The 24,996-nt window shown below is 58.5% G+C and carries 18 protein-coding genes; 9 read left to right on the forward strand and 9 right to left on the reverse strand.

The features are described 5' to 3' along the window. Positions 1 to 69: 69 nt before the first annotated feature. Positions 70 to 1,245 (reverse strand): ABC transporter ATP-binding protein, encoded by a 1,176-nt coding sequence (locus tag PY650_RS23720; RefSeq protein WP_285882042.1) that lies wholly within the window; start codon positions 1,243 to 1,245, stop codon positions 70 to 72. 239 nt (positions 1,246 to 1,484) lie between these two features. Here PY650_RS23720 and PY650_RS23725 point away from each other — a divergent pair, with 239 nt between their 5' ends. From PY650_RS23725 to PY650_RS23735, 3 genes are all read left to right on the forward strand, one after another. Next, positions 1,485 to 2,462: a LysR family transcriptional regulator gene (locus PY650_RS23725; protein WP_285882043.1), complete on the forward strand. Its 978-nt coding sequence runs from the start codon at positions 1,485 to 1,487 to the stop codon at positions 2,460 to 2,462. 152 nt (positions 2,463 to 2,614) lie between these two features. Beyond that, positions 2,615 to 3,487, forward strand: a complete 873-nt coding sequence (locus tag PY650_RS23730) for a phosphonopyruvate hydrolase (protein ID WP_285882044.1) — start codon at positions 2,615 to 2,617, stop codon at positions 3,485 to 3,487. A 269-nt stretch (positions 3,488 to 3,756) separates the two neighbouring features. Then, entirely contained in the window at positions 3,757 to 4,020 is a 264-nt protein-coding gene (locus PY650_RS23735; RefSeq protein ID WP_285882045.1) for a WGR domain-containing protein, read from the forward strand. A gap of 321 nt (positions 4,021 to 4,341) precedes the next feature. On the opposite strand, the gene PY650_RS23740 is transcribed toward PY650_RS23735, so the two are convergent. Then, positions 4,342 to 4,920, reverse strand: coding sequence for a TetR/AcrR family transcriptional regulator (locus PY650_RS23740; RefSeq protein ID WP_285882046.1), 579 nt, complete (start codon positions 4,918 to 4,920; stop codon positions 4,342 to 4,344). A 116-nt stretch (positions 4,921 to 5,036) separates the two neighbouring features. Between PY650_RS23740 and PY650_RS23745 the strand changes: the two genes are divergently transcribed. The 3 genes from PY650_RS23745 (at position 5,037) to PY650_RS23755 (ending at position 7,228) form a co-directional block, all read left to right on the forward strand. Next, the gene (locus PY650_RS23745; protein ID WP_285882047.1) at positions 5,037 to 5,771 is read left to right on the forward strand and encodes an SDR family NAD(P)-dependent oxidoreductase; all 735 of its coding nucleotides are present in this window, start codon (positions 5,037 to 5,039) and stop codon (positions 5,769 to 5,771) included. A 65-nt stretch (positions 5,772 to 5,836) separates the two neighbouring features. Further along, entirely contained in the window at positions 5,837 to 6,604 is a 768-nt protein-coding gene (locus tag PY650_RS23750; RefSeq protein WP_285882048.1) for an SDR family NAD(P)-dependent oxidoreductase, read from the forward strand. Positions 6,605 to 6,631: 27 nt separating this feature from the next. Further along, positions 6,632 to 7,228, forward strand: coding sequence for an NADPH-dependent F420 reductase (locus PY650_RS23755; RefSeq protein ID WP_285882049.1), 597 nt, complete (start codon positions 6,632 to 6,634; stop codon positions 7,226 to 7,228). A 298-nt stretch (positions 7,229 to 7,526) separates the two neighbouring features. Here the strand turns inward: PY650_RS23755 and PY650_RS23760 are convergent, their stop codons facing one another. The 7 genes from PY650_RS23760 to PY650_RS23790 form a co-directional block, all read right to left on the reverse strand. Further along, positions 7,527 to 7,811 carry a hypothetical protein gene (locus PY650_RS23760; RefSeq protein ID WP_285882050.1) on the reverse strand — a complete coding sequence of 95 codons (285 nt, stop codon included), beginning with the start codon at positions 7,809 to 7,811 and terminating at the stop codon, positions 7,527 to 7,529. Between the two features lie 202 nt (positions 7,812 to 8,013). Next, entirely contained in the window at positions 8,014 to 8,511 is a 498-nt protein-coding gene (locus tag PY650_RS23765) for a hypothetical protein (RefSeq protein WP_285882051.1), read from the reverse strand. Positions 8,512 to 8,674: 163 nt separating this feature from the next. Then, positions 8,675 to 9,724 carry an AraC family transcriptional regulator gene (locus PY650_RS23770; RefSeq protein ID WP_285882052.1) on the reverse strand — a complete coding sequence of 350 codons (1,050 nt, stop codon included), beginning with the start codon at positions 9,722 to 9,724 and terminating at the stop codon, positions 8,675 to 8,677. Positions 9,725 to 10,540: 816 nt separating this feature from the next. Next, positions 10,541 to 12,163, reverse strand: coding sequence for an L-lactate permease (locus PY650_RS23775; RefSeq protein ID WP_285882053.1), 1,623 nt, complete (start codon positions 12,161 to 12,163; stop codon positions 10,541 to 10,543). Positions 12,164 to 12,212: 49 nt separating this feature from the next. Then, a complete protein-coding gene (locus PY650_RS23780) occupies positions 12,213 to 13,211 on the reverse strand; it encodes a 2-hydroxyacid dehydrogenase (protein WP_285882054.1) in 999 nt (332 codons plus the stop codon). A 528-nt stretch (positions 13,212 to 13,739) separates the two neighbouring features. After that, complete coding sequence (locus PY650_RS23785; protein WP_285882055.1) at positions 13,740 to 15,338, reverse strand: purple acid phosphatase family protein; 1,599 nt, start codon at positions 15,336 to 15,338, stop codon at positions 13,740 to 13,742. 367 nt (positions 15,339 to 15,705) lie between these two features. Beyond that, positions 15,706 to 15,849, reverse strand: a complete 144-nt coding sequence (locus tag PY650_RS23790) for a hypothetical protein (protein WP_285882056.1) — start codon at positions 15,847 to 15,849, stop codon at positions 15,706 to 15,708. Positions 15,850 to 16,171: 322 nt separating this feature from the next. Between PY650_RS23790 and PY650_RS23795 the strand changes: the two genes are divergently transcribed. Genes PY650_RS23795 through glgB form a run of 3 tightly spaced genes read left to right on the forward strand, consistent with a single transcriptional unit; the run spans position 16,172 to position 24,940 of the window. Beyond that, positions 16,172 to 19,411 carry a maltotransferase domain-containing protein gene (locus tag PY650_RS23795; RefSeq protein WP_285882057.1) on the forward strand — a complete coding sequence of 1,080 codons (3,240 nt, stop codon included), beginning with the start codon at positions 16,172 to 16,174 and terminating at the stop codon, positions 19,409 to 19,411. Position 19,412: 1 nt separating this feature from the next. Then, positions 19,413 to 22,706 (forward strand): maltose alpha-D-glucosyltransferase, encoded by a 3,294-nt coding sequence (treS, locus tag PY650_RS23800; RefSeq protein ID WP_285882058.1) that lies wholly within the window; start codon positions 19,413 to 19,415, stop codon positions 22,704 to 22,706. After that, positions 22,703 to 24,940 (forward strand): 1,4-alpha-glucan branching protein GlgB, encoded by a 2,238-nt coding sequence (glgB, locus tag PY650_RS23805; protein WP_285882059.1) that lies wholly within the window; start codon positions 22,703 to 22,705, stop codon positions 24,938 to 24,940. Before treS ends, glgB begins: the two co-directional genes overlap by 4 nt. The last annotated feature ends 56 nt before the right edge of the window (positions 24,941 to 24,996 follow it).

The raw sequence follows: 24,996 nt of genomic DNA on the forward strand, positions 1-24,996 counted from the left end.
GAAGAGCCCGGCTCCAGGCCGGCGAAGGTCGCTCGAGCGGTGCGGCGGAAAGCAGAAAATCGCTCGCCATTACGCGCGCTCCTTCGACCGCGCATCCACGCCGGTGGGACCAACTCGTTCAACGCTGACGCGATGCCCGTTGGCGTCAAAGAGAAGAAGGCTGGCCGTGTCGATCTTAAGGGAAATCGGCTGTCCCTGGACGATATCGAGCGCATGGCTGGCCGCGAGCCGTGCAATCAGCGGTGCGACCGCCCCCGGCACGTCGACATGGACGAAAAGGTCGGAGCCCATGTGCTCGACGAGGCGCACGTACCCGCTGATGACGTCGCGATCCGATTTCGCCGATAGGCCAATGGCTTCCGGACGGATGCCAAGCGTGATCGTGCGACCGGCGCTGCCCTTGGCGCGAACCGAGAGCAGGGTCCCGGCGATTTCGATCCTGCCGTCTTCGCCGACGGTCGCACTGAGGAGGTTGATTTTCGGCGCGCCGACGAATTCGGCGACCCGTCGGTCGGCGGGATTGGCATAGATCTCGCTGGGAGAGGCGACCTGCAGGAGTTGGCCTTCCATCATCACCGCGACCCGGTCGGACATGGTCATGGCTTCCGACTGATCGTGGGTGACATAAACAAAGGTCGCACCAAGACGCTGATGGAGTTCCTTGATCTCGGCGCGCGTCTGCAGCCTGAGCTTCGCATCGAGATTGGAGAGCGGCTCGTCCATTAGGAAGACGGCCGGTTCCCGCACCATGGCGCGTCCAAGCGCCACGCGTTGCCTTTGGCCGCCCGAGAGTTGACCCGGCTTTCGATCGAGGAGGGGACTGATCGAAAGTGCATCGGCAAGATGAGCGACGTCACGGCGGATGCCGGACTCGATGGAGCGCGTGTTCGGTAGGAGCCTTCCGAGGAGGGGGAAGCGCTGCGCGGCCGAGAGCCGCCGCATCGTCAGCGGCAGCGCCATGTTGGCGGCGACCGTCATATGCGGGTAAAGCGCGTAGGACTGAAAAACCATGGCGACGTCGCGGCGCTTGGGTCGAAGGTGATCGACGATCCGGCCGTCAACGGCAACTGTTCCGCGATCCTGCCGCTCCAAACCGGCGAGGATTCGCAATAGGGTTGATTTCCCGCAGCCGGACGGCCCAAGGATCGTCAGAAACTCACCGGAGGCAACCGAGAGGGAGAGATCGCGCAAGATCGCCATCTCGCCGAAGCTCTTTTCTATATGCGTGAAGTCGATGCTCGCCATCCGTTTACCTCTGTCTGTGCGGCCGCGCTGTCGGCGTCGCGTGCGCCATCGGAGGGGGTCCGAACGGCGAAGCATTGCCCACCGTTTTCAAACCGGCGGCTGCTCCGGTCCGAGGAGCACGCGACAGGGCTGCGATAGGGCGGGAAAACGACAGTGAATTGACAACTATCGCGAACTGCGAATGTATACTATAGTATACGAATGGATGCAGAGTATTTTCATCAGAACGGGAGGTTCTCGTGGCCAACGAAGAGCTGGATGTGCCATTGAATGCGGTGCGTGCTTTCGTGACGATCGCACGTGAAAGGAGCGTCACCGGTGCGGCCGCTGCCCTTGGAACAACGCAAAGCTCGATCAGCCGACACCTGGCAGTCCTTGAGGCCTATCTCGGCGCCAGCCTTTTCGAAAGGCGCGGACGCTCCAGCGATCTGTCGGATTATGGCCGCCTTTTTGCCGGTGCCGTGACGGAATCCCTGGACACGATCTGCTTCACGGCGCGCCGCATGCGACGCAACACCGGTGCCGAGGTCAACCGCCTCGTTGTGCGGACTTCGCTATCGACCTTTGCGACCCACATCTTAATCCCGCATCTGCCCGAGTTCTCAAGGGAGATGGGGGGAGCGACGGTCGATGTCGTGACATCGCTGACCATGCCGAGCGCATCTGATAGGTTCGACGTTCTGCTGACCCGCGATCTCCATGTCATCGAGCCGAGCGATCAATGGGACATATACCAAGAGCAACTCGTCTGCGTCGGGTCGCCCATGCATCTGAAAGGCAAGAGCCTGGCGAGCGCTCGTTCGATCCCGATCCTTTCGATCACATCGAGGCCGGACATATTGCCGACCTGGCTGAGGGCTATGGATATGACGGTAAACGACGTTGCCACCGGCGCTCGTGTTGATCATCATTATCTTGCCTTGCCGGCGGCAATGACCGGAAAATGCCTGCTGATCGCGCCGGAAATCCTTGTCGCCCAGGCTTTGCGCGACGGCTTCCTGAAGGTTATTCCAAACACGCGTGCGCCGAGCGGCATGCATTACCGCGCCTATGCACTCGACCGCAGCGGCAATCCGGAACTTGCCCGCGCTTTCTGCCGCTGGTTGATGCGGCTCTGCCGAAGCATGCCAGCTGGCGAACTCCCAAAAGAACGACCGACGAAGCGCACGGCCGTCGCCTCTAGCGCTTTGCCGCCGCCGACCCGATCGAATGTATAGGTTTCGCAGAACGCGATGGATTTTCCAACATTGTGTGATCGAGGCATTTGCCAATGTTTGCGATCAGGCGGAGGAAACGGCATCGGCCGAGGCGAAGAATTGCGCAACCGCAGCCTTGGCGGGAGCAGTCATATCACTATTAGGAGCCGCCAGTGTCGCCCGGTAAACGCCTCCGTCTCACCATTGAAGCCAAGGGCCTCGCCCACGTAATGGCAGGCCACAGCCCACTTTCGGCACTGTTGGTGGATGAGGCTGGATTCGATGGCGTCTGGGCTTCCGGCTTCGAGCTTTCGGCGCTCCACGGCCTTCCCGATATGAGTTTGATGTCGATGACGCAGCATCTCGATATGGTGCGGGCGATGGTGGCTGCGACCACTCTGCCCGTTGTCGCCGACATTGACACCGGCTTTGGCAACGCGGTCAACGTCGTGCATGCGGTCAAATGCTACGAGCAAGCGGGTGCGGCGGCCGTCGTTATCGAAGACAAGATCTTTCCAAAAGTGAGTAGCCTCACGTGCGGTGGTCGTCAGGAGCTGGCCGGAATCGAAGAATTTCGGGGAAAGATCGCGGCGGCGGTGGCGGCAAGGCGGGATCCGGATTTTCTTGTCGTTGCGCGCACTGAGGCCCTGATCGCGGGCTTCGGTCTCAACGAAGCGCTCAGACGCGCCGCAGCCTATGAAGCTGCCGGCGCAGACATGATTCTCGTCCATTCCAAGCAGGCCGTGCCAGAAGAGATCGAAGGCTTCGCCAAAGCGTGGAGCGGGCATACTCCGATCGTGATTGTGCCGACTACCTATCCGCAGCTGACCGAGTACCGGATCCGGGAGCTCGGCAACATCGCAATGGTGATCTACGGCAATCACGCGATCCGCGCTTCCATCGCGGCCATGAGGTCGACCTTCGCGAGGATCAGGCGGGACGGAAGCGCGGTCAATGCTGATTGTGATCTCGTCTCCGTTGACGACGTCTTCGAACTGCAGGGCATGGCCGAGATCCGGAAGATCGAAGAGAAATTCCTGCGATGAGCGCGGGGTGCCCAAGCACTTTGTAGAGATGAGAATGCCGCGGATGCCCGGGCTGCCGGTCGAAATTTACCCCCGCAGCCGCCCGCTGTCTTATGAACAGCTGCGGTCAATAGCGACGAACAACCGATGCGACAAGTTCAGGCCCTCGTGACATCAGTCCAGGCGGCCGCGAAAACTTGGCAGCATTCATCAAGAACATGAATCGGTGCGGCCGGATCGATTCATAAGTCTCGTTGGACCTAACGGCGGAAATGCCGAAGTCTGCACGCATGATCTCTCAGCCCTATCGATTATATGTCGAGCGAACGGATGTTACGAAAAATATGGCTCGCTACTATGCTATGGAGATTTCGGCGACGCTGTTCGGCGACGCATGCTTGGTCAGAACCTGGGGTCGGATCGGGCAGCGGGGCCAGTGCAAAATCCATCTTTTCGCGTGTGAAAAGGAAGCGGTCGATCTCTTTCTCCAGCTAACGCGTCGGAAGCGTGCGCGCGGGTACAGACCGCGATCGATGGAACCTCCCGTGCTGTAGATCGACAGCTCTCTGCCGAGACGATTGTCCTGTGGGCGTCTGCGAACAGCAATTAGGCCCCTCGTCGCGGGTGCTTCCGGCAGGCCGCGGAAAATGCCGACAGCCGGCTTGAGACCGTTCTCCGGCTAGACGACAGGATCGGGCCAAACCGGACAAGGGCTACATGGAGCGGAAGCGTAGCATGCTGCTTCGAGGTTGGCATCGCATTGCGCTTAATCATGGAAATCAAAAATCGGCGAGCAGCAAACCGCGCGTTGACGGGCGTATGGTAGCGGATCATCTCGCGACGACAACCATCGAACCCTCCGACGCCGGTCTGTTTCAAGAAGTTGCCTTTTTGAAATCGTTGCCGGGCTGATTTGTCAGGATGGCGCTCGTAATGAGGTGAACGAGATGATCCGCCCGTGGGGCGAAGGAGGGTTGGTCGACCGCCCAGCCAAGAGCCGTTATCAGGGCGAACAGGTCGTCCCCATTCATGTCGGCGCGCGCCGTTCCCTGGCCCTGAGCGCGGAGCAGTAGTCGCGCGCCTGCTGAGTGCACCGCTGCACACGAAGCATAGAGAGCGGAGTCCGGGTTTGTGTGGGAAGCCGCCATCATGGTGACAACGCCCCTATAGTTTTGGGCAAATGCCACCAATTCTCGAAACCAGGAGAGAAGTGCTTCGTCAGCCGAAGTCGACCTTTCGAGTTCGACTGCCTTCTGCGTCAGTGTGTCCAGATTGGTACAGAGCAACGCTTCGAACAAGGCTTCTCGCGTCGGGAAATGACGAAGCATTGTGGCCAAGCCGACGCCGGCCCGGCGGGCAATATCGCGCATAGACGCGTCGGCACCGTGCTCGGTGACGACGTCACGCGCGACCGTGAGAATTTGGCTGCGATTTTTTTTTGCGTCGGCTCGCATAAGTAACCTTGATAAACGGATCAGTGATCCATATAACTGGATCGGTGATCCACTAAATACCGTGCACGGTCGCAAATGGCAACAGAGGCGCTGCCTGACACGACGAAAGGAAAGTCATGGGAAAGCTTGAGGGAAAAGTTGCAATCATCACAGGTGGGGCTACCGGCATCGGCCTCGCCGCTGCAAAGCGCTTCATCGAGGAGGGTGCCTTCGTCTTCATCTTTGGTCGCCGGCAGGAGGCGCTCGATGCCGCTATAGCCGACCTCGGGCCTAATGCCCGCGCGGTGAAGGGCTCGGTCTGCGTTCTGGCCGACCTCGACCGACTCTACGCGGCGGTGAAGGCCGAGCGCGGAACCCTCGACATCGTCTTCGCCAATGCCGGGGCGGGAAGCCCGCTTGCACTCGGCAAGATCACCGCCGAGCACGTTGACGAGACCTTCGACACCAATGTGAAGGGTACGATCTTCACGGTCCAAAAGGCGCTGCCGCTGATGGGCCAGGGCGGTTCGATCATCCTGACCGGATCGAGTGCCGGCACCACCGGCGCCCCGGGATTCAGCGCCTACAGCGCGAGCAAGGCGGCAGTGCGTAACCTCGCGCGAACTTGGGCTGAGGATCTGAAAGGCACCGGCATCCGGGTAAACGTTCTGTCGCCCGGGCCGACCGCGACCGAACTCGCGAAGGAAGCGCTCGGAGAGGAGGGGCAGAAGGCCTACGGCGCTATGACTCCGCTCCAGCGCATGGCCGATCCGGCGGAGATCGGGGCGGTGGCTGCCTTTCTCGCGTCGAAGGATAGCAGCTTCATGACCGCCAGCGAGGTCGCCGTCGACGGCGGCCTAGCGCAAATCTGACGCACCACGCCCGGCCGGTCACTCCAGTGATCCGGCAATGCGCACATTCCGCGGAGCAAAATTAAATGGAACAATCTCTTAAAGGAAAAACGGCTCTCGTTACCGGGGCATCGCGGGGCATTGGCCGCGCTATCGCCGAACGTCTTGCAAAGGATGGCGCGACGGTCGCGCTGACCTACAAAGCCAGCAAATCTGGCGCAGACGAGGCGGTCGCGGCTATCGAGGAAGCTGGAGGCACTGCGTTCGCGATCCAGGCGGACCTCGTTGACCCGGCGACCGTCCCGACCTTGTTCGAGAGACTCGACGACGAGTTCACCAAGCGGAACGGAAACAAAGCCCTCGACATTCTGGTCAACAACGCTGGCAATTCCGGCTGGGTTGGCTTCAAAGACGCGACGCCGGACAGTTGGGACACCCTGATCGCGCTCTACGCCCGCGCGCCCTTCTTCATCGTTCAGGCCGCTCTGGATCGTCTCGCCGATGGTGGACGCATCATCAACATCTCTTCCGCTGCTGCCACGAAGCCCGTGACAGCCGCGCCCGTCTACTCAATGGCCAAAGCCGCCATCAACAACCTGACCCACGCGCTCGCGTCCGAGCTGGGGCCACGCGGAATTACCGCGAACGCCGTAGCGCCGGGCTACACGCGAACGGACGTGAACGCCGCCATCCGAGAGAATCCCGAACACCTAAAGGCGGTCGAGGCCGAAATCGCGCTGGGACGCTTTGGCGAGCCTTCGGAAATCGCCGCCGTCGTGGCCTTCTTGGCCTCCGATGAGGGCCACTGGGTGACCGGCCAGACGATTGAAGCGAGCGGTGGCTACAAGCTCTGACCGCGCTGAAAAATCGAAGGAGACAATATGAGCTACGCAATTATCGGCTTCGGCAAGATCGGCCACGCTCTTGCCAAGGCGTTTGCCCGCAACGGCATCGAAGTTTCTGTTGCAACTACGCGCGACCCTGCAAGCTTTGCATCCGGTGCAGCCGCAATCGGACCCGGGATCATTCCCAAAACCCTGGCCGAAGCTGCCAAGGCGGACATCATCTTTTTGGCCGTCCGTTTCGAGTCGCACCCCGAGGTCGCCAAGGCGCTGCCCACCTGGCAAGGGAAGATCATCGTCGACGCGATGAACACGTTAGCCCCGCTTGACGAGTTGGACGGTCTCCCGTCCTCTGCCGTCGTCGCGAAGGCGTTCGCCGGAGCCAAGCTGGTGAAAGGCTTCAACCATTTGGTTGCTGCCGTCCTTGACCAAGACCCGGCAGTACACGGTGGCAGGAGAGTCGTGTTCCTGGCAAGCGACGATGACGGCGCCGCAGCGGAGATTGGTACGCTTGCAGAAAATCTCGGTTTCTCGCCGATCAAACTTGGCGGGCTATCGGAGGGTGGGCTGCTTGTGCACGCGCGCGAAAACAGCTGGGGTCGACTGATCTTTAAGGATTTGATCAAGTTCGACTGATGAACAAGACTTCTCCAACTGCATTGATTCGACGCACGCGATCGGATCGAGCGCGATCCGATCCAGCGCCGAGAAGAACGTCCCGACCGTGAAGGGCTTCTTTGCCGCGATCGGTCGAGCCCCGGATGCCGGCTATTCGGCGGTGGCGCCGAAGATGCTGTTATCCTGCTTAAGGGCATCCTCTTCGACTACATCGCAGAGATTGCCAGCGATGTCGGAACTATCGGCCGCGACCCGGGTCATTGGCGAGACTGTCCTCTTCGACACCCTTCATCCGGCCGCAGGGAAGCTACGAGATCTAATAGCGACTGCCAGAGTGGCCATAGTGGCCGTCGGAATAAGGCGTGCCGTTGTAGAACGGGGACGTCAAATCGTGATTATAGTCGTTCGTCCCAGTGCTACCCGTGTATGGATTGGTATTTCCCTCATAGGAATAATTATTGGTGACGGAACTGTCGCGATTGCTACGATAGTAGGGCGCCACATAGGTACCGTTGCTGCGGTAATAACCACCGACTTGGCCGGCGAATGCAATCGATGAGCCGAGCAAGACGAAGCCTAGAGCTGAAAGAAAAGTCCTCATGTGAGCCTCTCTGTTGTATGGTATGACTATTATCTGAAGTTGCGCGAAAGTTGATAGCGATAATTCGCCCAGAGGTTACGGGGGCTGCCTATATTGCCGACGGACGCGGTCCCATCATTCGCCATCTATTTCGTTTCCATCATCATCAGAACCCGCGCTTGGGCCACGATGATGAGCCCGATGATTGTTGCTGGATCCATGATCACGCCCTCATCCCAAGCTTGTCAGTCAATGGACGGATGACGTTCTGGAAAATAGCCTCGCAGGCGTGGTTGGCAGTGTAGTCGGACACCACATTATATCCGTCTTTGCCATAGACCAGGCAGAACCAGCCCACCTTGTCCCCGTCCGCGTTGCGCAAAAGCAGGCGGTCCTCGTCGGTAATGAACAGCGATGCAAAGATGTCGCCATAGCTTTTGGAACGGACCAGCATCCATTCTTCGCCATCATAAACGCTGACCGTCATGTGATTGGCGATGGCGTGCATGACGATGGCGCTAACGATCTTGCGCTCCATTTCGATGCGCTCCGCGGTAGCGATCTCGCCTCGTGCCATTGCCTCGGCAATCATGCGCTTGAAGTTGTTGGTTTCGATCGTGGTCATGCGTGTTGCCCTAGAAGCGGTTGCCAGTGCCGGATTGCCATCGGCCGTTACGCGGCCGCCGTGTAGCTGATCCGAGCGGTTCTGATCGGCCATCATCCGGCATGCACATAGGCTTCGTGCTGGCCTTATGCGGTAGCGGTCGAACTGGTCTTTAGATGGGGATATTTGCGGCCTGGGTCTTGCTCTTAGACGCCAATCCCTTGCGGCCGGATGCCACACGGCAAAATTTCATAGCAAGATTGAGATCGTTGGTCCGCTACTAAGCTGCTGTGGACGTACGAGCGCGCCGACACTCCGACGGACTCTTCCCCGTCCACCGACGACAGGCATGACTGAAGGAGCTCGGCTGATGGAAACCGAGCAGCCAAGCGATCTGGGAGGATTGAAGATCTTCGTCGAGGTAGCGTAAGGCTAGATCGCGCCGCAGCGCGTCAAGGATATCTCCGAAGCTCAGGCCTTCGGCAGCCAGCCTCCGGGCAAAGGTCCGCTCGCTGAGACCCAATTGCCTTGCAACAACCCTTGTGGTCGCTTCGGCGTGCGGCAAGAGTGGGGCAATGGTGTTCTCGACGACAATCCGAAATGGGCTGACATTCGTTGAACGTACCGCGATTGCCTCTTCGCACATCTTCACGATCAACTCGTTCAGAAATGGATCGTCCCCTGCCAAGGGAAGCTCCATGGCGCCGGGATCGAATATGATTTCGTCCGCATTCGTGTCGAACTCGACTTCGCAACCGAACTTCCGCCAGATTTGGCCCAAATCGCCGGATCTGTGGTGAACGAATGTCACTTTTGCCGGCGTGAGATTTCGACCAACGATCCTTCGGCACAAACGGAGGAAAACGAAAGCGAAGAGCTCGATCTGGTGGCGGTCTTGGTGGCGCTGCACACCGGAGTAGGAAAGACCGATAGAGCGGGCCGACGTTTCTTTCAAATGTACGACGAGCGCCTCGTTGCCGAGCCGGCCGTATCTTGCAACGCGCCTAAGGGCGTCACCCAGCTGGTGCGAAGAGGCCGCTACATAGTAGAGCATTCCCATTTCGCGCAAGTCGCACTCGCCTGCCAAGGTGAGCCCAATCCAGCCATCATTCGAAGCGTATCCGGCTAATTCCAAAAACCGAATCTGCGCGTTGACACTGATACGCGTCCCATTGTCGACCGCTATACGCGGCACCTTCGACCGCAAGAGCAAGGGGGCCGGATCTATACCGGCATGCTCGAGGTGTTTGACAGCCAAACGAGTGGCAAGACCCCATGCTGTCGGGCCACCAAGCAGGTTGCTGATATTCGGTTCGTCCCGTGTGATCATCGGCGTGGAGCCCGTTAAGCGGCAACTATGTGCCCAATGGCAGCTTAGCGCAAGTTTCTGTCCGGACGCCGCAAGACGGGGCTCGAAGGCGACGATCTTGCGGGTGCATAACTTCTGGATGGTGCAACAGCAGATAGCTCAACAGCCCATGCCGCAACAGACGGCACCTCAGCCTGTGCCGGCACAATCGCAACCGGCGCAGGTGTAGCCGGCATTCCGGCAGCAGCCAGGACAGCCGGCGCCGGCGCAACCGAAGCAGCAGGCAAAACAGCCCACCGCAGCTGGGATGGCGATTTGAGCGAGCTTATCGAGCCATCGCGCGTTCGCCATTCGCTGCATAAGCCGCGCCCACAGGTGACAACGCAGTGAAAACCAAGCCGTCCACGTCCCGCAGCTCGATGATATCCGCTCGCGGCGGGCTCAGCCGATACTATCCGCACAACAAGCGAGGGCGCGTAATATAAGTGCCAAGGCAACCCCTTTTCCATTTGTAGCAGGCCGTGCAATGGGCAGCCTGATAAGCGGCCCCAGGGTTTCCGTGTCTTAAACTGTAGCCAAGCGATTTACTGAACCGCACCGGATTTGCCGGAGGCTTCAACTCATGAGAGAAGATTGGAGCCGATACGAGCAAGACAACGAACAAAATTTTATCTGAATTCCGCACCCTATGGATCAAACTTCGTGAAGTGCCACCATCCTGATGTCAAGCGAATCAAGGAATTGATCCCCCCTATTGCCTCACCCAGCCGACAAACGCCGTTGTTCATAGGCTTTGTGTGCCGCTCATGGAGAATGAGACACAAGTGAAGATACTTATCACCTAACCAAGAATGACAAGATGAATGTCCAAAGGCAGACGTAGGCAAGGAGTCCAAAACTATAGGGCAGAGTCGTCCGCATAATGTCTGATTCTCGGCCAACTTGACCTACCGCAGCCGCAGCGATGGCGATGGACTGCGGCGAGATCAGTTTTGCCATCACGCCGCCGCTCGTGTTGGCGGCTACCAGGAGCGCCTGGCTGGCCCCGATCTGAGATGCTGTAACCGATTGCAGATGGGCAAAAAGGATATTGCTGTTAACGGCGGAGCCGGTAATGAACACGCCGAACCAGCCGATCACAGGCGCAATCAGCGGAAAGATTTTGCCGGTTCGAGCTAGCCGCAGACCGATGCTGGATGATGCTCCTGAGAAATTGGCAATATACGCGACGGCCAAGATGAGCGAAATCATGGCAAGCGGGCTCCAAAGGTCACGAATGACCCACTTGAGCTGCTTGAACGCTTCAGAAGGTGACAATCTCGATGAGAGCAAGGTGGTAAGAATGACGGCGATCAAAATTGCGGTTCCAGATGCGCTGATCAGAGCTACATTCCAAACGGCTGGCAGCCCCTCAGCTGCGTCCACGATCGGAGGCATTTCCTGAACCTGAAGATGTAGGAACGGGATTTCGAGTTTCAGCACGGTGGCCGCGAGAAGACCGTCCGCCGCGAAGAGACTTTTAAATTGCGGCAGGCTCCATAACAAAATGACACCGGTCAAAATATAAAACGGCGACCAAGCCTTAATGATCTCCGTCAGCGACCACCGCTGCGTTGATATCGGCAGAGCTTCTTCCTCTCGATATATCCGCTTTGGCTGCCAGAACTGCATGAACAATGCCAGCGCGCCCATGGAGCCCAGTGGTGCCACGATGTCAGTCAGTTCCGGTCCGACAAAATACAAGGTGAGTGTTTGGAGACCGCTGAACAGGACGCCGATCAGGAATAGTACGGGCCAAGTTTCCCTGACGCCTCGATAACCATCCAGGACAAGAATGAGCAATAGCGGCACGAACAGCGTGGAAAGTTGGACGATCGCGATCATCATGGCAGACAAGTGTGCCAGATTGACCCCACCTTGTTGCGCACCGATCAGTATGGGTATGCCAATCGCGCCGTATGCACCGCTCGCGGCATTTGCCAGCAAGCAGAGCATGGCCGCCTTTATCGGCTTGAAGCCAAGCTCCACGAGCAGGGCCGCGCAGATGGCAATCGGTACGCCGAATCCGGCAGCGCCCTCCAGGAACGCCCCGAAGCAGAAGGCAATCAAAATGACCTGAATGCGTTGATCATCCGAGATCGCAGCGATGCTGCCCCGAATTACGTCGAACTTGCCGCTTTTGACCGCCAGCCGGTAAAGCCAGACCGCCATTAGCACGATATAGCCGATCGGCCACAAGCCGCTGAGGATGCCAAAGACGGCAGCTCCAACTATCTTTTCCAGTGGCATGTGAAAGACAACGGAAGAGACGATGATGGATATCGCCAGCGTAGCGATTGCAGCCGTCAAACCCTTGAGCTTCAATAGAGTCAGCGCGACCAGAAAGAACAGGATCGGAAGCGCTGCGACCAATGCGGAGAGACGAAGGTTTCCCAACGGATCGTATGTCTGCTGCCACATTGGCGTTTCCTGGTTCGGTCGATTTCAACTGTAGTGTCAAAAGCAGGCTTTATGCTTTCAGAACGGCATTGGGACAGCTTGTTCCGTTGGCCAGGCAATTGAAGTTTTGAAACGTGACGTCTGCAATCTCGCGCAGAGCCTCAGTGGTAAAAAACCCCTGATGACCCGTCACCAAAACATTGGGAAAAGTCATCAGCCGCTGAAAGACATCGTCATCGATGATATCGGACGAGCGATCGTGAAAGAAAAGCCCGCTTTCCTCTTCGTAAACATCGATACCAAGCGCGCCCAAGTGGCGGGATTTCAAGGCCAGAATGACCGCACGCGTATCGATTAGAGCTCCGCGGGACGTATTGATTAGCATTGCGCGTGGTTTCATCAAACCCAGTTTCTTGCTGTTGATCATGTGTCGATTGTGTTCAGACAGCGGGCAATGGAGCGTGACGATATGAGACCGTGCTAGCAGGCTATCCAGGTCCGCCATTTCGCCAATAGCCGTAAATTCCGGGGAGGGCATTGGATCAAACGCAAGAAGGCGGCAGCCAAAACCGTTCAAAATTTTCGCGACAGCGAGTCCAATCTTGCCCGTGCCGATGATGCCAACCGTTTTTCCGTGAAGGGTCATGCCCAACAGGCCACTCAGCATGAAATTACCTTCCCGGACACGGTTATAGGCCCGATGTGTGTGCCGGTTGAGCGTCAGGATCAGCGCTATCGTGTGTTCCGCGACGGCCTCCGGCGCGTAGGCTGGTACGCGCGCGACGAGGAGACCAAGCTTTTGGGCCGCATCGATATCGACATTGTTAAAGCCTGCGCAGCGGAGAAAGACGCCCTTCACACCGATCCTTTGCAAAGTCTCAAGGACAGATGCGTTCACAACATCGTTGACGAAGACGCATATGGCATCACAGCCCTGCGCAAAGGCTGCCGTCTGCAAAGACAGACTGGCTTCCTGGTAAATCAGCTCGAAGGGTGCCGGTTCACGTTGATTTGCTTCGTCCAGGAAAGCCTTGTCGTAGGTATGAGTGCTGAAAACCGCTATTTTCATGGGTCATCCTATCGTCGAGCTTGAGTCTGCACTCACCCCGAATGAATGGCGTTGGATTGCCAGAATGCTAGCGTGCCGGCGCGCAACCGATGTGTTCGTTGCCAAGGAAGTGTTTGCCGCGGCCGACAACACGCCAGAAGCCGCAAAACAAGGGGCACCAAGTAACATGCAAGACCTCCAACCATCGCTCAGGCAAGAAGTGTCGGAGGTTGGAGGTTAGCATCTCTTGTGTGATGAAGCCCGTAGCATCACGTAGCCTCTATCGGCGTGGACGCCGGTTGGCTGCGCAGCGACCACAATCAGAACCGAGCTACAGATCGGTTGCCGATTCGGCAGGGGCGGTCTTCGGACCGCTGAGCACCTGCCGCGTCGCCTTACTATGGCGCTTGCGCTTTACGGCGGCGTCGCTGCCGGAGCCTTGGCATCAATGCGTCCAGCGCGATCTGCGTAGGCGAAAACATTCCGGTCCACTCGCAGGATGCTATGTTCTTGCTTCCGAGACGAGCGTGTTTCCGCTTCCTGCTCGCTTTAGTCGCGCCGTGGACGGCGCAGCGTGAAGCTCTCGAAGGGAGCGAGTTGGCCATCCTGGCCCACCACGTCGTAATAGGTCACCTTCATGGTAGTGAGATCGCCTTGATGGGCGCCCGGGTCGACGTCGAAGGCGGCGAAGCCATAAGAGTGGGCGGCGTTGCGCACGGCCGACCAGGTCGCATCCTCAGCCACGTAGATCGGCGGGCGCTTGCCGGTGGTCGGGTTCTTGTCGCCCACGCCCATGATCACGCGGCAGCAGGGCGGATTGAAGAAGAGCTCGTTGGAGGGCACGGATGTGCCGCCGCCGCCGATCACCATGTGCACCGTTCCCTTGGTCGTGTCGATCACGTCGGTGGCGGTACCGACCGGGATCGGTGTCAGCGTCTTATTGTTCTGCTGGCCACGGATGGGATGAGAGCGCTCGTAATGGTGCTCGTGGCCGCAGACCACCAGGTCGACACCATACTTGTCGAACAGCGGCAGCCATTCCTCGCGGATACCGAGATCGGCGCCGTTGAACTTGTCGGCGGTGGAAATGGCGACCTGGTGCATGCAAACCACCAGCCAGTCGATGCCCTTGTCGTTGCGGGCTGCGGCGAGCTCTTTGTCGAGCCATGCTTTCTGCGCGCCGCCGGAATAGCCGCGCACGTAGGAATCGCCACCATCTTGGTAGCAGACATCGTCATTGGCGATGGCAATCACCCGCACCGAGCCGGCGGTGAAGCTGTACCAAAGGCCATGCGTCACCTCGGTCTGGCCATCGGCCTGCGGCAGGGAAAAATATGTCTGGTAAGCCTTGTAGCCGATCGGTCCGTTGCCGAGTTCGTTCTCGTGGTTACCGGGCGAAGGCATCCACGGGCGGTTGCGGGCGCTGCGGCTATTGTTGTTCCAGAAATCCCACCAGGTTCGTACGCGGTCCTGGGCGAGGTTGGCGTAGCACAGGTCCCCGTTGAACAGGTGAAAGAGAGGGCGCAGGCGCTCGACGCCGAGCGTGGTATCGCCCGCCGCGGGCGAACCGAGATTGTCGTTGATATAGGTAACACCTTGCAGCGTGACGCCGGCCGGCGGGTGGAAGACCTTGCCGAGTGTCGGTGTGCCCTGGTCACCGAAGCTGGTGAACGTGAGTGGTTGGCGACCACGCGGTGAGGTGCGGAAGGTGCCGAATTGCGGCTCGGCGCCGTCGTGCAGCGCAGCGTAGAGATAGGGGGAATCGGCGTCGAGCCCGTCGATTTTGGCATGATAGGCATAGACGGTCTGGTTGGATTTGGCGTCAACATAGCTCGCTTCGTGCGCGGCGACTGTCTGCTCCAGCTTGCCATCGGGCCGGCCGATCAATACGCGCGGCTGCTTCACCGGCTGTAGCGTATGCCAAGAGACCACCATCTCGGCGGAGGCATCGGCGCCGAATTGAAGATGGAGCCCTGCGACCGGGGGCGTTTCGACGGGATTCGTTACACCAGTGGCGGTCGGAGCCAGCGCATTCTCTTCGGCGCCGGCAAACGACGCTGTCAACAGCACACCGGTGCCAATTCCGGCGGCGGCAAGGAGTCTGCGGCGGCTGATATCAAAGTTCTTGTCGCTGTCCGGTGTTGTCATGGCGGGGGGCTCCGGCGAGAGAGGGGCTCCTCTTGCTAACGCGGTACTGTGACCGTGACGCGACAAACTGGACATGGTCCCACCTTCGCCTCTTATGCTTGGGGTCCAAGGACTGCCGGTTGGAACCCATATCCCGACACAGCCAAGGTGCCGTTGAAAGAGGGCGTACTCCAAGAGCGCGAGGGCAGGGATCGTGTTAGGCGAGAAACAGCCGTTCGCCGCGCGCGAGCTCTTGGCGCGGATGATGCCATTCCACGGGGGAGCCAGCTCAAACGGGAGGCGCCGCTCGTTGGGGTTATTCCGATTTCGGGAGGCGACTTAGTCTACGGCGAGGATCCGCAAGAACCGAAATTGAGCTTGGTTGAGATCAATCTTTCAGGGTATCGCTTGCCGTCACGGCAAGCTGGAAGAGCTTTTCCTCGTCGCGAATTCCCTGTTGGTACAATTTGATGATCAAGGCGGCGATAGTTTCGGCTTCTTGGTGTTCACGTGTGATTTCCAGCTTGATCAAACTGGCATCGAATGCGCGTTGGCACACGCCAAGCGCCTCAGAATCCAGCGGTATCTCCCGCCGGTGAGCATACCTCACGATCACTGCGACCACCTCCGCGAAGGCAGATACTCCCAAACAGGACCGAATTTAAATCCTCGCCCTGCACATTTCAATGGTTCAAACAGATGGGATTCTGGCCGCAACGAGGCACCTTCGCTTTCCAGTCATGTCAAGCTGCGGGGAAATCATGGAAGGAACAAGTGAGGCGTTCGAAGGTTAGTCTCGGTGATTGCCGACACGACCAAAAGCCATTTCCGCGTCAGGGGTGGAGTTTAGTTTGATGACGTTCTCATCACAGTTAACCACCGCGTTTAGGCGTCCACGGATCTACTACGTTAACCCGCTGCTCTTGTCGGGTCGAGACCGATGGAGCGAAGCATTTGATCACGCAAGCGCGCTCGGTTTCGACATCGTACTTTCGGCCCCACCCTTTCTCAAAGCGGCCGGCGCGGGTCTTTTTTCCACTGGCAACTATGGGCGCCTGGATCCGGCGCTCAAGCTTGAAGAAGATGCAGCGGAAGGTCTTTCAGCGCTGGCGCAAGACGCGCGAGCGCGAGGCGTCGAACTTATGCTCGATCTTGCAATAAAGTCGCGCGATACCGAGGCGGCCAAAGTCTCCGCGCCCCTCGACCCAAGATGGTCGCCGACATCTCCAGCCATGTCCGAAGTTCGGTGCCAAGCGCCATCACTGAACGAGGTGATCGAGGAGTGGGAAGCGCGGCTGGAGCGCTTTGCGATCTGCGGTATAGCAGGCTATCGGATGCTCGGTCTCGACAGCTTGCCCGCCGACGGCTGGCGACGGCTGATCGCGAGCGCGAAAGCCGTTAGGCCCGGAACGAAGTGTTTTGCCTATACGCCTGGAACCGACTTCGCGCTACGATCGGCGCTGCAAGACTGCGGTTTCGACGGCGCTTTCTCCTCACTTGCCTGGTGGGATCTGCGCGAAAGCTGGTTCCTGGAGGAATATCGGCTCCAGCTTTCCTTCGGATCGCAAATCGCTTTTCCGGAAGCGCCCTTCGGAAAGCGGTTGGCGCATGGTAGCGAGGGTAGGGAAATCCGCGAGCGCAAATCGCTTCGCGCCCTGCATCTGGCGGCCGAACTTGGCGACGGGCTTCTTGTGCCGATGGGCTTCGAATTCGGCGCCGTCCTGCCGCTCGATCCCACATTCGGTCGTGGAGAAGGTCTGCGCGTCCTGAAAGCGCAGGGCAGCTTCGATATCTCGGCAGACCTGCGCAACCTCAATGCCAGTCAACGAGATGGCGTCGACACAGAAACAAGATTTTGCCTTCGATTCGAAACATCGAACCATGTGACGGCGATCCTACAGGCAGATCGGCCCGATCTCCGGGCCGCCGAGAGCGCGCGGTTGATCATTGTCAACAGGGATTTGCGCCACGCCGCGATGCTGCCTGGTGACATCGTTCATCGCTTGGCGTTGCCTTTCTTGCCCGTCGAAGCGGCCCTCGCCGACCACAGGATTGCCCCGGGCGACGTAACTGTCCTCGCAGCCGAGGCCCACCCTGTCGTCGCGGTAGGCGAAGGAGAGCTGTCCCTTGCCGAAGCGACCGCGTCACCACGCATTGCCATCGAAAATATCACGCCACAGGTCGATGGCGGCCGCTTTCCGATCAAGCGCATCATCGGGGACACGGTAGAGGTCGAGGCGGACATCTTCGCAGACGGCCATGACCTCCTGTCGGCCGCCCTGCTTTGCCGCGCGTGCGATGAATTGGATTGGCGCCAATCGAGGATGGCCCTTTCCGAAAACGATCGGTGGCAAGGATCCTTCTTCCTCGATCGCATCGGTCGCTTCGAATTCCGGATCGAAGCTTGGAAGAATCCTTTCGCCATCTTCCGCTACGAGCTTCTGAAGAAGAGTGAAGCGCGGCTCGATCTGCGCCTGGAACTGATCGAGGGCGAAGAATTGATCCGCGATGCCTCAGCTGATCCGGCTAAAACAATGACGGCTGCAGACAGGGCAGAGCTTGCCGCACTTCTTGCTGGGTTCGAGAAGCGCGATGCATCCGGCAAGCTCGAGATGTTGCTTGCCACGCGCACCAGTGAGCTCATGGCACTTGCTGACCGTCGTCCCTTTGCCTCTCGCTCGCGCAGCTATGGCGTCGAATCCGAGCGGCGCGAGGCTGCTTTTGCCAGCTGGTATCAGATCTTTCCTCGCTCACAAAGCGGCGACCCTAATCGGCACGGTAACTTCGACGACGTCATCGCACGCCTGCCCGCAATCCGGGACATGGGCTTCGACGTACTCTATTTCCCGCCCATCCATCCAATCGGACGCACCAACCGCAAGGGCCGCAACAATTCTATCGTGGCTGCTCCGACCGACCCGGGTAGTCCCTATGCGATCGGCTCCGAAACCGGTGGGCATGAAGCCATTCACCCGCTTCTCGGCGAATTCGATGATTTCGAACGTCTGGTGACGGAAGCTAAGCGGTTTGGGTTGGAGATCGCGCTCGACTTGGCAATTCAAGCCTCCCCAGACCACCCGTGGCTGAAGAACCATCCGGGTTGGTTCGACTGGAGACCGGATGGGACGATCCGTTATGCGGAAAATCCGCCGAAGAAATACGAAGATATTGTCAATGTCGATTTCTATACGAAGGACGCAGTGCCGGCGCTGTGGGCCGAGTTGCGTGACATCGTCGAAATGTGGATCGACGAAGGCATAAAGCTGTTTCGCGTCGATAACCCACATACCAAGCCATTTCCGTTCTGGGAATGGATGATTGGCGATATCCGCGCGCGTCATCCGGAGGTCGTTTTCCTTTCAGAAGCGTTCACAAGGCCGAAGGTGATGTACCGACTGGCAAAGATCGGCTTTTCTCAGTCCTACACCTACTTCACCTGGCGCAACACCAGGGCAGAGCTGGAGCAATATCTGGTCGACCTAACTGAGAGCGAAATCAAAGAGTTCTTTCGCCCACATTTCTTCGTCAACACCCACGATATCAATCCCGACTTCCTGCAGAACGCGCCCCGCCCCGCCTATCTCATCAGGGCCGCTCTGGCTTCGACATTGTCGGGCTTGTGGGGGGTTTATAACGGTTTCGAACTTTGCGAGGGTCGACCCGATGCCAAGCGCAAGGAATACGCCGACAGCGAGAAATACGAAATCCGCGCGTGGGATTACGACCGCCCGGGCAACATCAAAGCGGAGATCTCGATGCTTAATCGAATCCGCAAGGATAATTCGGCGCTTCAATCCCATCTCGGTTTGACACTACTGCCCTCATCAAACCCAAACGTCATGTTCTACGAAAAAGCTAGCGTCGGGCGCCACAATGTTCTGCTCGTGGCCGTGACGCTCAATCCGCACGCGACAGAAGAAAGCAATGTGGAATTTCCGCTTTGGCGGTTCCGTATGGCTGATGACGGAACGCTTGCCTTCGAGGATCTCGTTACCGGCCAAAGGTTTAGTCGAACGGGAAAATGGCAAACGATCAGGCTGGACCCGGCGCATTTGCCCTTCGCCATCTGGCGCGTCAGGACAGGGGAGGTCTGAGATGGACACCGCCACTATGGACGACACCAGCGCAAACGCTAAGGATTTGCTCTGGTACAAGGACGCCATCATCTACCAGCTGCACATCAAGTCCTTTTACGACGCTAACGGCGACGGTATTGGCGATTTCGAAGGTTTGCACCTGAAGCTCGACCACATTGCCGCGCTTGGCGTCAATGCCATTTGGCTTCTACCTTTCTTTCCGTCGCCCCGACGCGATGACGGCTACGACATCGCCGACTATCGCAATGTCAGTCCGGATTACGGGACGCTCGATGATTTCCGAAAGTTCGTCGTGGCCGCGCATCAGCGCAACATTCGCGTGATTATCGAGCTCGTCATCAATCACACGTCCGACCAACACCCCTGGTTCCAACGTTCTCGGCAATCGCCCGCTGGAAGCCAGGAGCGGGATTTTTACCTCTGGTCGGACAATGACCAGAAATTTCCAGAGACACGCATCATCTTTCTGGACACTGAAAAGTCGAACTGGACCTTCGATCCCGTCGCCGGAGCCTACTATTGGCACCGCTTTTATTCGCACCAACCGGATCTCAATTTCGACAACCCTCTGGTGATGAAGGAGCTTATCGATGTCATGCGCTTCTGGCTTGAAACCGGCATCGACGGCTTTCGGCTCGACGCGATCCCTTATCTTGTTGAACGTGAGGGCACCAACAACGAAAATCTTCCGGAAACCCATGTGATCCTGAAAGAGATCCGTGCGTCGCTCGATGCGACACACCCCGGCGTGATGCTCCTTGCAGAGGCAAACCAGTGGCCCGAAGATACGCGCGAATATTTCGGTGACGGCGACGAATGCCACATGGCGTTTCATTTTCCGCTGATGCCGCGCATGTACATGGCAATTGCCAAGGAAGACCGCTTCCCGATCACCGACATCATGCGCCAAACGCCGGAAATACCCGAAACCTGCCAATGGGCGATCTTTCTTCGAAATCACGATGAGCTGACGCTCGAAATGGTGACGGACGCTGAGCGCGACTATCTGTGGGAGACCTATGCTTCCGATAAACGCGCCCGCATCAACCTCGGCATCCGTCGCCGACTGGCGCCGCTCATGGAGCGCGACCGCCGCCGCATTGAGCTCATGAACGCGCTGTTGCTTTCAATGCCCGGAACGCCCGTCGTCTATTATGGCGACGAGATAGGCATGGGCGACAACATTTATCTCGGCGACCGCGACGGGGTGCGCACCCCGATGCAATGGTCGCCGGACCGAAATGGCGGCTTCTCGCGGGCAGATCCGGCGCGCCTCGTGTTGCCGCCTGTCGCCGACCCGCTCTATGGCTATGAGGCATTGAACGTCGAGGCGCAGGTGTCGGACGCGCATTCTTTGTTGAACTGGACACGGCGGATGCTGGCATTGCGCGGTCGCCATAGCGCCTTCGGCAGAGGTTCATTGCATTTCCTAACGCCCAGCAACCGGCGGATTCTGGCCTATCTGCGGGAATATGGGGAAGAGGTGATCTTGTGCGTTGCAAACCTGTCGCGCGTTCCTCAGGCTGTAGAACTCGACCTGCGACAATTCGAAGGGCGTGTTCCGGTCGAGTTGACGGGCATGTCGCCGTTCCCGCCGATCGGACAGCTTACTTACTTGCTTACCCTGCCTCCCTATGGCTTCTTCTGGTTTCAGCTCAATGCCGAGGCCGACGGACCGGCCTGGCGCACGGCGCCACCAGAGCAGCTTATCGATTTCGTGACGGTCGTTATCAGGCGCAGCCTGACCGAGCTTGCCGAATTACCACAACACGCCGCGGCGCTGAGCAGGGACATCCTGCCGGCCTATCTATCGAAGCGACGCTGGTTCGGCGCCAAGGATCAGGCCCTGTTGGAGGCGCGGCTTGTTTCCGCGACACCAATACCGTTTGCAGATGGCATCGTGCTCGGAGAGATCGAGGCTGTGCTGTCAGATCATGTGGAAAGCTACCAGCTGCCGCTCGCCGCCGAATGGGACGACACGGCGACCAATATACTTGGCCAGCAACTTTCCCTGGCGCGCATCCGGCAGGGCAGGCGGGTCGGATTCTTAACCGACGGATTCGCCGTCGAGACCATGGCACGCGGCATCCTCCGAGGTCTGTGTGATCGCTCGACGGTCAGCGGACGCACCGGCACAATCGAGTTCATCGGCACCGATCGGCTCGATTGCCTGGCGCTGACAGAGGATATGCCGATCCGTTGGCTGTCGGCCGAGCAATCCAACAGTTCGCTGCTCGTCGGCGATTTGGCGATGATCAAGTTGATCCGCCACGTCTTCGTCGGCGTCCATCCGGAAGTCGAGATGACACGATACTTGACGGAGCTTGGCTATGAGCATACTGCGCCGCTTCTCGGCGAGGTATCCCGTACAGACGGCGAGGGGCGCCGATCGACGCTCATCATCGTGCAAGGGGCAATCCGCAACCAGGGTGACGCATGGAATTGGATGCTGTCCAATCTGCGCCGTGTGGCCGATGAAATCGTCATGACCGAAGCTGCGGTCGAAGCCGTCGACGATCAATTGCGCCCACTTTTGCATTTTATCGCCATGGTAGGCGAGCGCCTCGGAGAACTGCATGTCTTGCTGGCACAGCCGACCGAAAACGAAGCCTTTGCTCCACTCCGAGCAAAGCAGCGCGATATCGTTGTCATTGGCGAGGCCGTGACAGGCGAGATCGCCTATGCTTTTTCCAAGTTGACCGACCTTGGAGATATTGTCGAGCCCGAGATCGCAGATCGCGTATCGATGCTGCTTTCCGACCGCGACAGGATCATCAAGTTTGCCGGCGCGCTGGCCGACGAGGTGATGGGCACTTTGTTGACGCGCACACATGGCGATTTCCATCTCGGTCAGATCCTGGTGACGGAAGGAGACGCTGTCATCATCGATTTTGAAGGCGAACCGACTCGCAATCTCGCCGAGCGCCGCGCAAAGACGAGCCCGTTGCGAGACGCTGCCGGATTGCTGCGATCGCTTGACTACCTATCGGCAACCGCCATGCTCGAAAACGACGCGATTTCCGATCATTATGACACTCGCCGAAGGCAGGTGATCCGGCGCTTCGCTGAACAGGCTGAGCGAAGTTTTCTGACGTCCTATATGGAGGCACTGGCTGCTTCGCCCGATTTGCCGAAGAGCCCCGCCAAAGTGCGGCGGACCATCGATGTCTTTCTTTTGGAGAAGGCCGCCTATGAGATCGCCTACGAGGCGAGAAACCGTCCGAAGTGGCTGCCAATCCCGCTAAGCGGATTTGCCAGCATTCTCGCACGTCTTTCGGGGAGCCGCTCATGACAGAGGCCGCGGACATTCTCTACGGTGTGGATGCGGATGCTGTGAACGCCCTCGTCGAGGGTCGACATGGCGAACCATTTTCGATCCTTGGCATGCATCAAGGTGCCGACGGTCGCTATAGCGTCAGAGCTTTTTTTCCCGGCGCATTGCACGTTGAAATCCTCGACCGGGACACTGGCTTGCCGCTGGCCCCGGCCGAACTCGTGCATCCGGCCGGCCTGTTCGGCGCATCGCTTCTGGAACACAATGCTTATAGCCTGAGAATTCACTGGCAAGAGGCAGTTCAGGTGACGGCTGATCCATACAGGTTCGCACCGCTGCTCGGCGATCTCGATCTTCATCTAATCTCAGAAGGTACGCATTACAACTTGACGCAGGCGCTCGGCGCCAATTCCATGACAGTTGACGGCGTTGCAGGCGTCCGCTTTGCAGTTTGGGCGCCGAATGCGAGGCGCGTATCTGTCGTTGGCGACTTCAACGCCTGGGATGGGCGTCGTCATCCGATGAGGCTCCGGCCGCAGGCAGGCGTCTGGGAGATATTCATTCCGCATGTCACGGTCGGCGAACGCTACAAGTTCGAGATCCTCGATCGTTTCGGCAACCGGCTTCCCCAGAAGGCTGATCCCGTCGCGCGGGCGGCCGAGCCGGCGCCATCGACGGCGTCAGTGGTCGCCTCGTCAGCACCCTTCCTCTGGAACGACGATGCCTGGATGGACAATCGCCGAAGCACTGATCATTTTGGCAAGCCGCTTTCGATCTATGAGGTTCATGCTGGCTCTTGGCTACGCGACATGAAAGATGGCGGCCGCGCGCTGGATTGGGCCGAGCTCTCGCAGCGGCTCGTGCCCTATGTCGAAGAAATGGGTTTCACCCATATCGAGCTGCTGCCAATCATGGAACATCCTTTCGGAGGATCCTGGGGTTATCAGCCGCTTGGTCTCTTTGCGCCGACCGGGCGCCACGGCACGCCTGAAGATTTCGCCTATTTCATCGATCGCTGCCACGAACAAGGGATTGGCGTCATTCTGGATTGGGTGCCGGCGCATTTTCCGACAGACGTCTGGGGATTGGCGCGTTTTGATGGTACCGCGCTTTATGAGCATGAAGATCCGCGAGAGGGCTTTCACCGTGACTGGAACACGATGATCTACAACCTCGGCCGCAACGAGGTCAAAGGCTTCCTGATTGCGAGCGCCCTCGAATGGCTCAGCCGCTATCATATAGACGGATTGCGCGTCGACGCCGTCGCCTCCATGCTCTATCGCGACTACAGCCGCCCCGAAGGCGAATGGATCCCGAACAGTCACGGCGGTCGCGAAAACTTGGAAGCCATCGAGTTTTTCAAGCACCTGAACAGCATCGTTCACGAGTGCTATCCACATGCGCTGATGATTGCCGAGGAATCGACGGCATTTCCGAACATCACCAAATCGGCTGCGGACGGCGGACTCGGCTTCGACATGAAGTGGAACATGGGATGGATGCATGACACGCTCCACTACATGTCCGATGACCCGGTTTATCGAAAATATCACCACGGGTCGATGACCTTTGGCATGATCTACGCCTATAGCGAGCACTTCATCCTGCCGCTCTCGCATGACGAAGTGGTCCACGGAAAGGGGTCTTTGCTCGGCAAAATGCCCGGTGACGAATGGCAGAAGTTGGCCAATCTTCGTGCGCTTTTGGGTTTCATGTGGGGCCACCCGGGTAGGAAGCTTCTCTTCATGGGTAGTGAGATCGGTCAATTGTCGGAATGGAGCCATGATGGTTCTGTCGATTGGAACCTGCTGGACGATCCCTCTCATGCTGGCCTTCAACGCCTAGTGCGCGACTTGAACCGGATCTATCGGCATTTTCCCTGCCTACAACACGGCGATACCGCATCGGATGGCTTTGAGTGGGCGGTTGCAGATGATGCCGAAAAGTCCGTTTTGGCCATGCTCCGCTTCGATGTCGGGCGGCGGTCGGTCGCGCTCGTTGTCTCAAATTTCACGCCAATGTTCCGCAGGGGATATAGGATAGGCGTTCCCTTCCAAGGTCGGTGGCGGCAGATACTCAACACCGATGCATCAATTTACGGTGGAGGAGGTATCGAACCTGGCGATCCCGTTGCCGACGATTTCCCGGCGCACGGGCGCAGCCAGTCCCTTCTGCTCGATCTTGCGCCACTTTCAACCGTGATGTTTTTCGTTGACCGGCAGGAAGCGATGACTGGAAATGAGCGATCCTAAAGGTTTGGGCTCGGGAGTGCGGAAATACGGTTGCTATTACCAAGGCATGTCTCGCC

Origin of the sequence: Martinezella calliandrae (assembly GCF_030272695.1) — a bacterium.
Classification (GTDB): Bacteria; Pseudomonadota; Alphaproteobacteria; order Rhizobiales; family Rhizobiaceae; genus Rhizobium; species Rhizobium calliandrae.

What these genes read in the sequence shown, in the direction of transcription:
- PY650_RS23720 (WP_285882042.1), bottom strand. Translation starts at nt 1,245, where the DNA reads ATGGCGAGCATCGACTTCACGCATATAGAAAAGAGCTTCGGCGAGATG.
- PY650_RS23735 (WP_285882045.1), top strand. Translation starts at nt 3,757, where the DNA reads ATGATCTCTCAGCCCTATCGATTATATGTCGAGCGAACGGATGTTACG.
- PY650_RS23740 (WP_285882046.1), bottom strand. Translation starts at nt 4,920, where the DNA reads ATGCGAGCCGACGCAAAAAAAAATCGCAGCCAAATTCTCACGGTCGCG.
- PY650_RS23745 (WP_285882047.1), top strand. Translation starts at nt 5,037, where the DNA reads ATGGGAAAGCTTGAGGGAAAAGTTGCAATCATCACAGGTGGGGCTACC.
- PY650_RS23750 (WP_285882048.1), top strand. Translation starts at nt 5,837, where the DNA reads ATGGAACAATCTCTTAAAGGAAAAACGGCTCTCGTTACCGGGGCATCG.
- PY650_RS23755 (WP_285882049.1), top strand. Translation starts at nt 6,632, where the DNA reads ATGAGCTACGCAATTATCGGCTTCGGCAAGATCGGCCACGCTCTTGCC.
- PY650_RS23760 (WP_285882050.1), bottom strand. Translation starts at nt 7,811, where the DNA reads ATGAGGACTTTTCTTTCAGCTCTAGGCTTCGTCTTGCTCGGCTCATCG.
- PY650_RS23765 (WP_285882051.1), bottom strand. Translation starts at nt 8,511, where the DNA reads ATGATGGCCGATCAGAACCGCTCGGATCAGCTACACGGCGGCCGCGTA.
- PY650_RS23770 (WP_285882052.1), bottom strand. Translation starts at nt 9,724, where the DNA reads ATGATCACACGGGACGAACCGAATATCAGCAACCTGCTTGGTGGCCCG.
- PY650_RS23775 (WP_285882053.1), bottom strand. Translation starts at nt 12,163, where the DNA reads ATGTGGCAGCAGACATACGATCCGTTGGGAAACCTTCGTCTCTCCGCA.
- PY650_RS23780 (WP_285882054.1), bottom strand. Translation starts at nt 13,211, where the DNA reads ATGAAAATAGCGGTTTTCAGCACTCATACCTACGACAAGGCTTTCCTG.
- PY650_RS23785 (WP_285882055.1), bottom strand. Translation starts at nt 15,338, where the DNA reads ATGACAACACCGGACAGCGACAAGAACTTTGATATCAGCCGCCGCAGA.
- PY650_RS23795 (WP_285882057.1), top strand. Translation starts at nt 16,172, where the DNA reads ATGACGTTCTCATCACAGTTAACCACCGCGTTTAGGCGTCCACGGATC.
- treS (WP_285882058.1), top strand. Translation starts at nt 19,413, where the DNA reads ATGGACACCGCCACTATGGACGACACCAGCGCAAACGCTAAGGATTTG.
- glgB (WP_285882059.1), top strand. Translation starts at nt 22,703, where the DNA reads ATGACAGAGGCCGCGGACATTCTCTACGGTGTGGATGCGGATGCTGTG.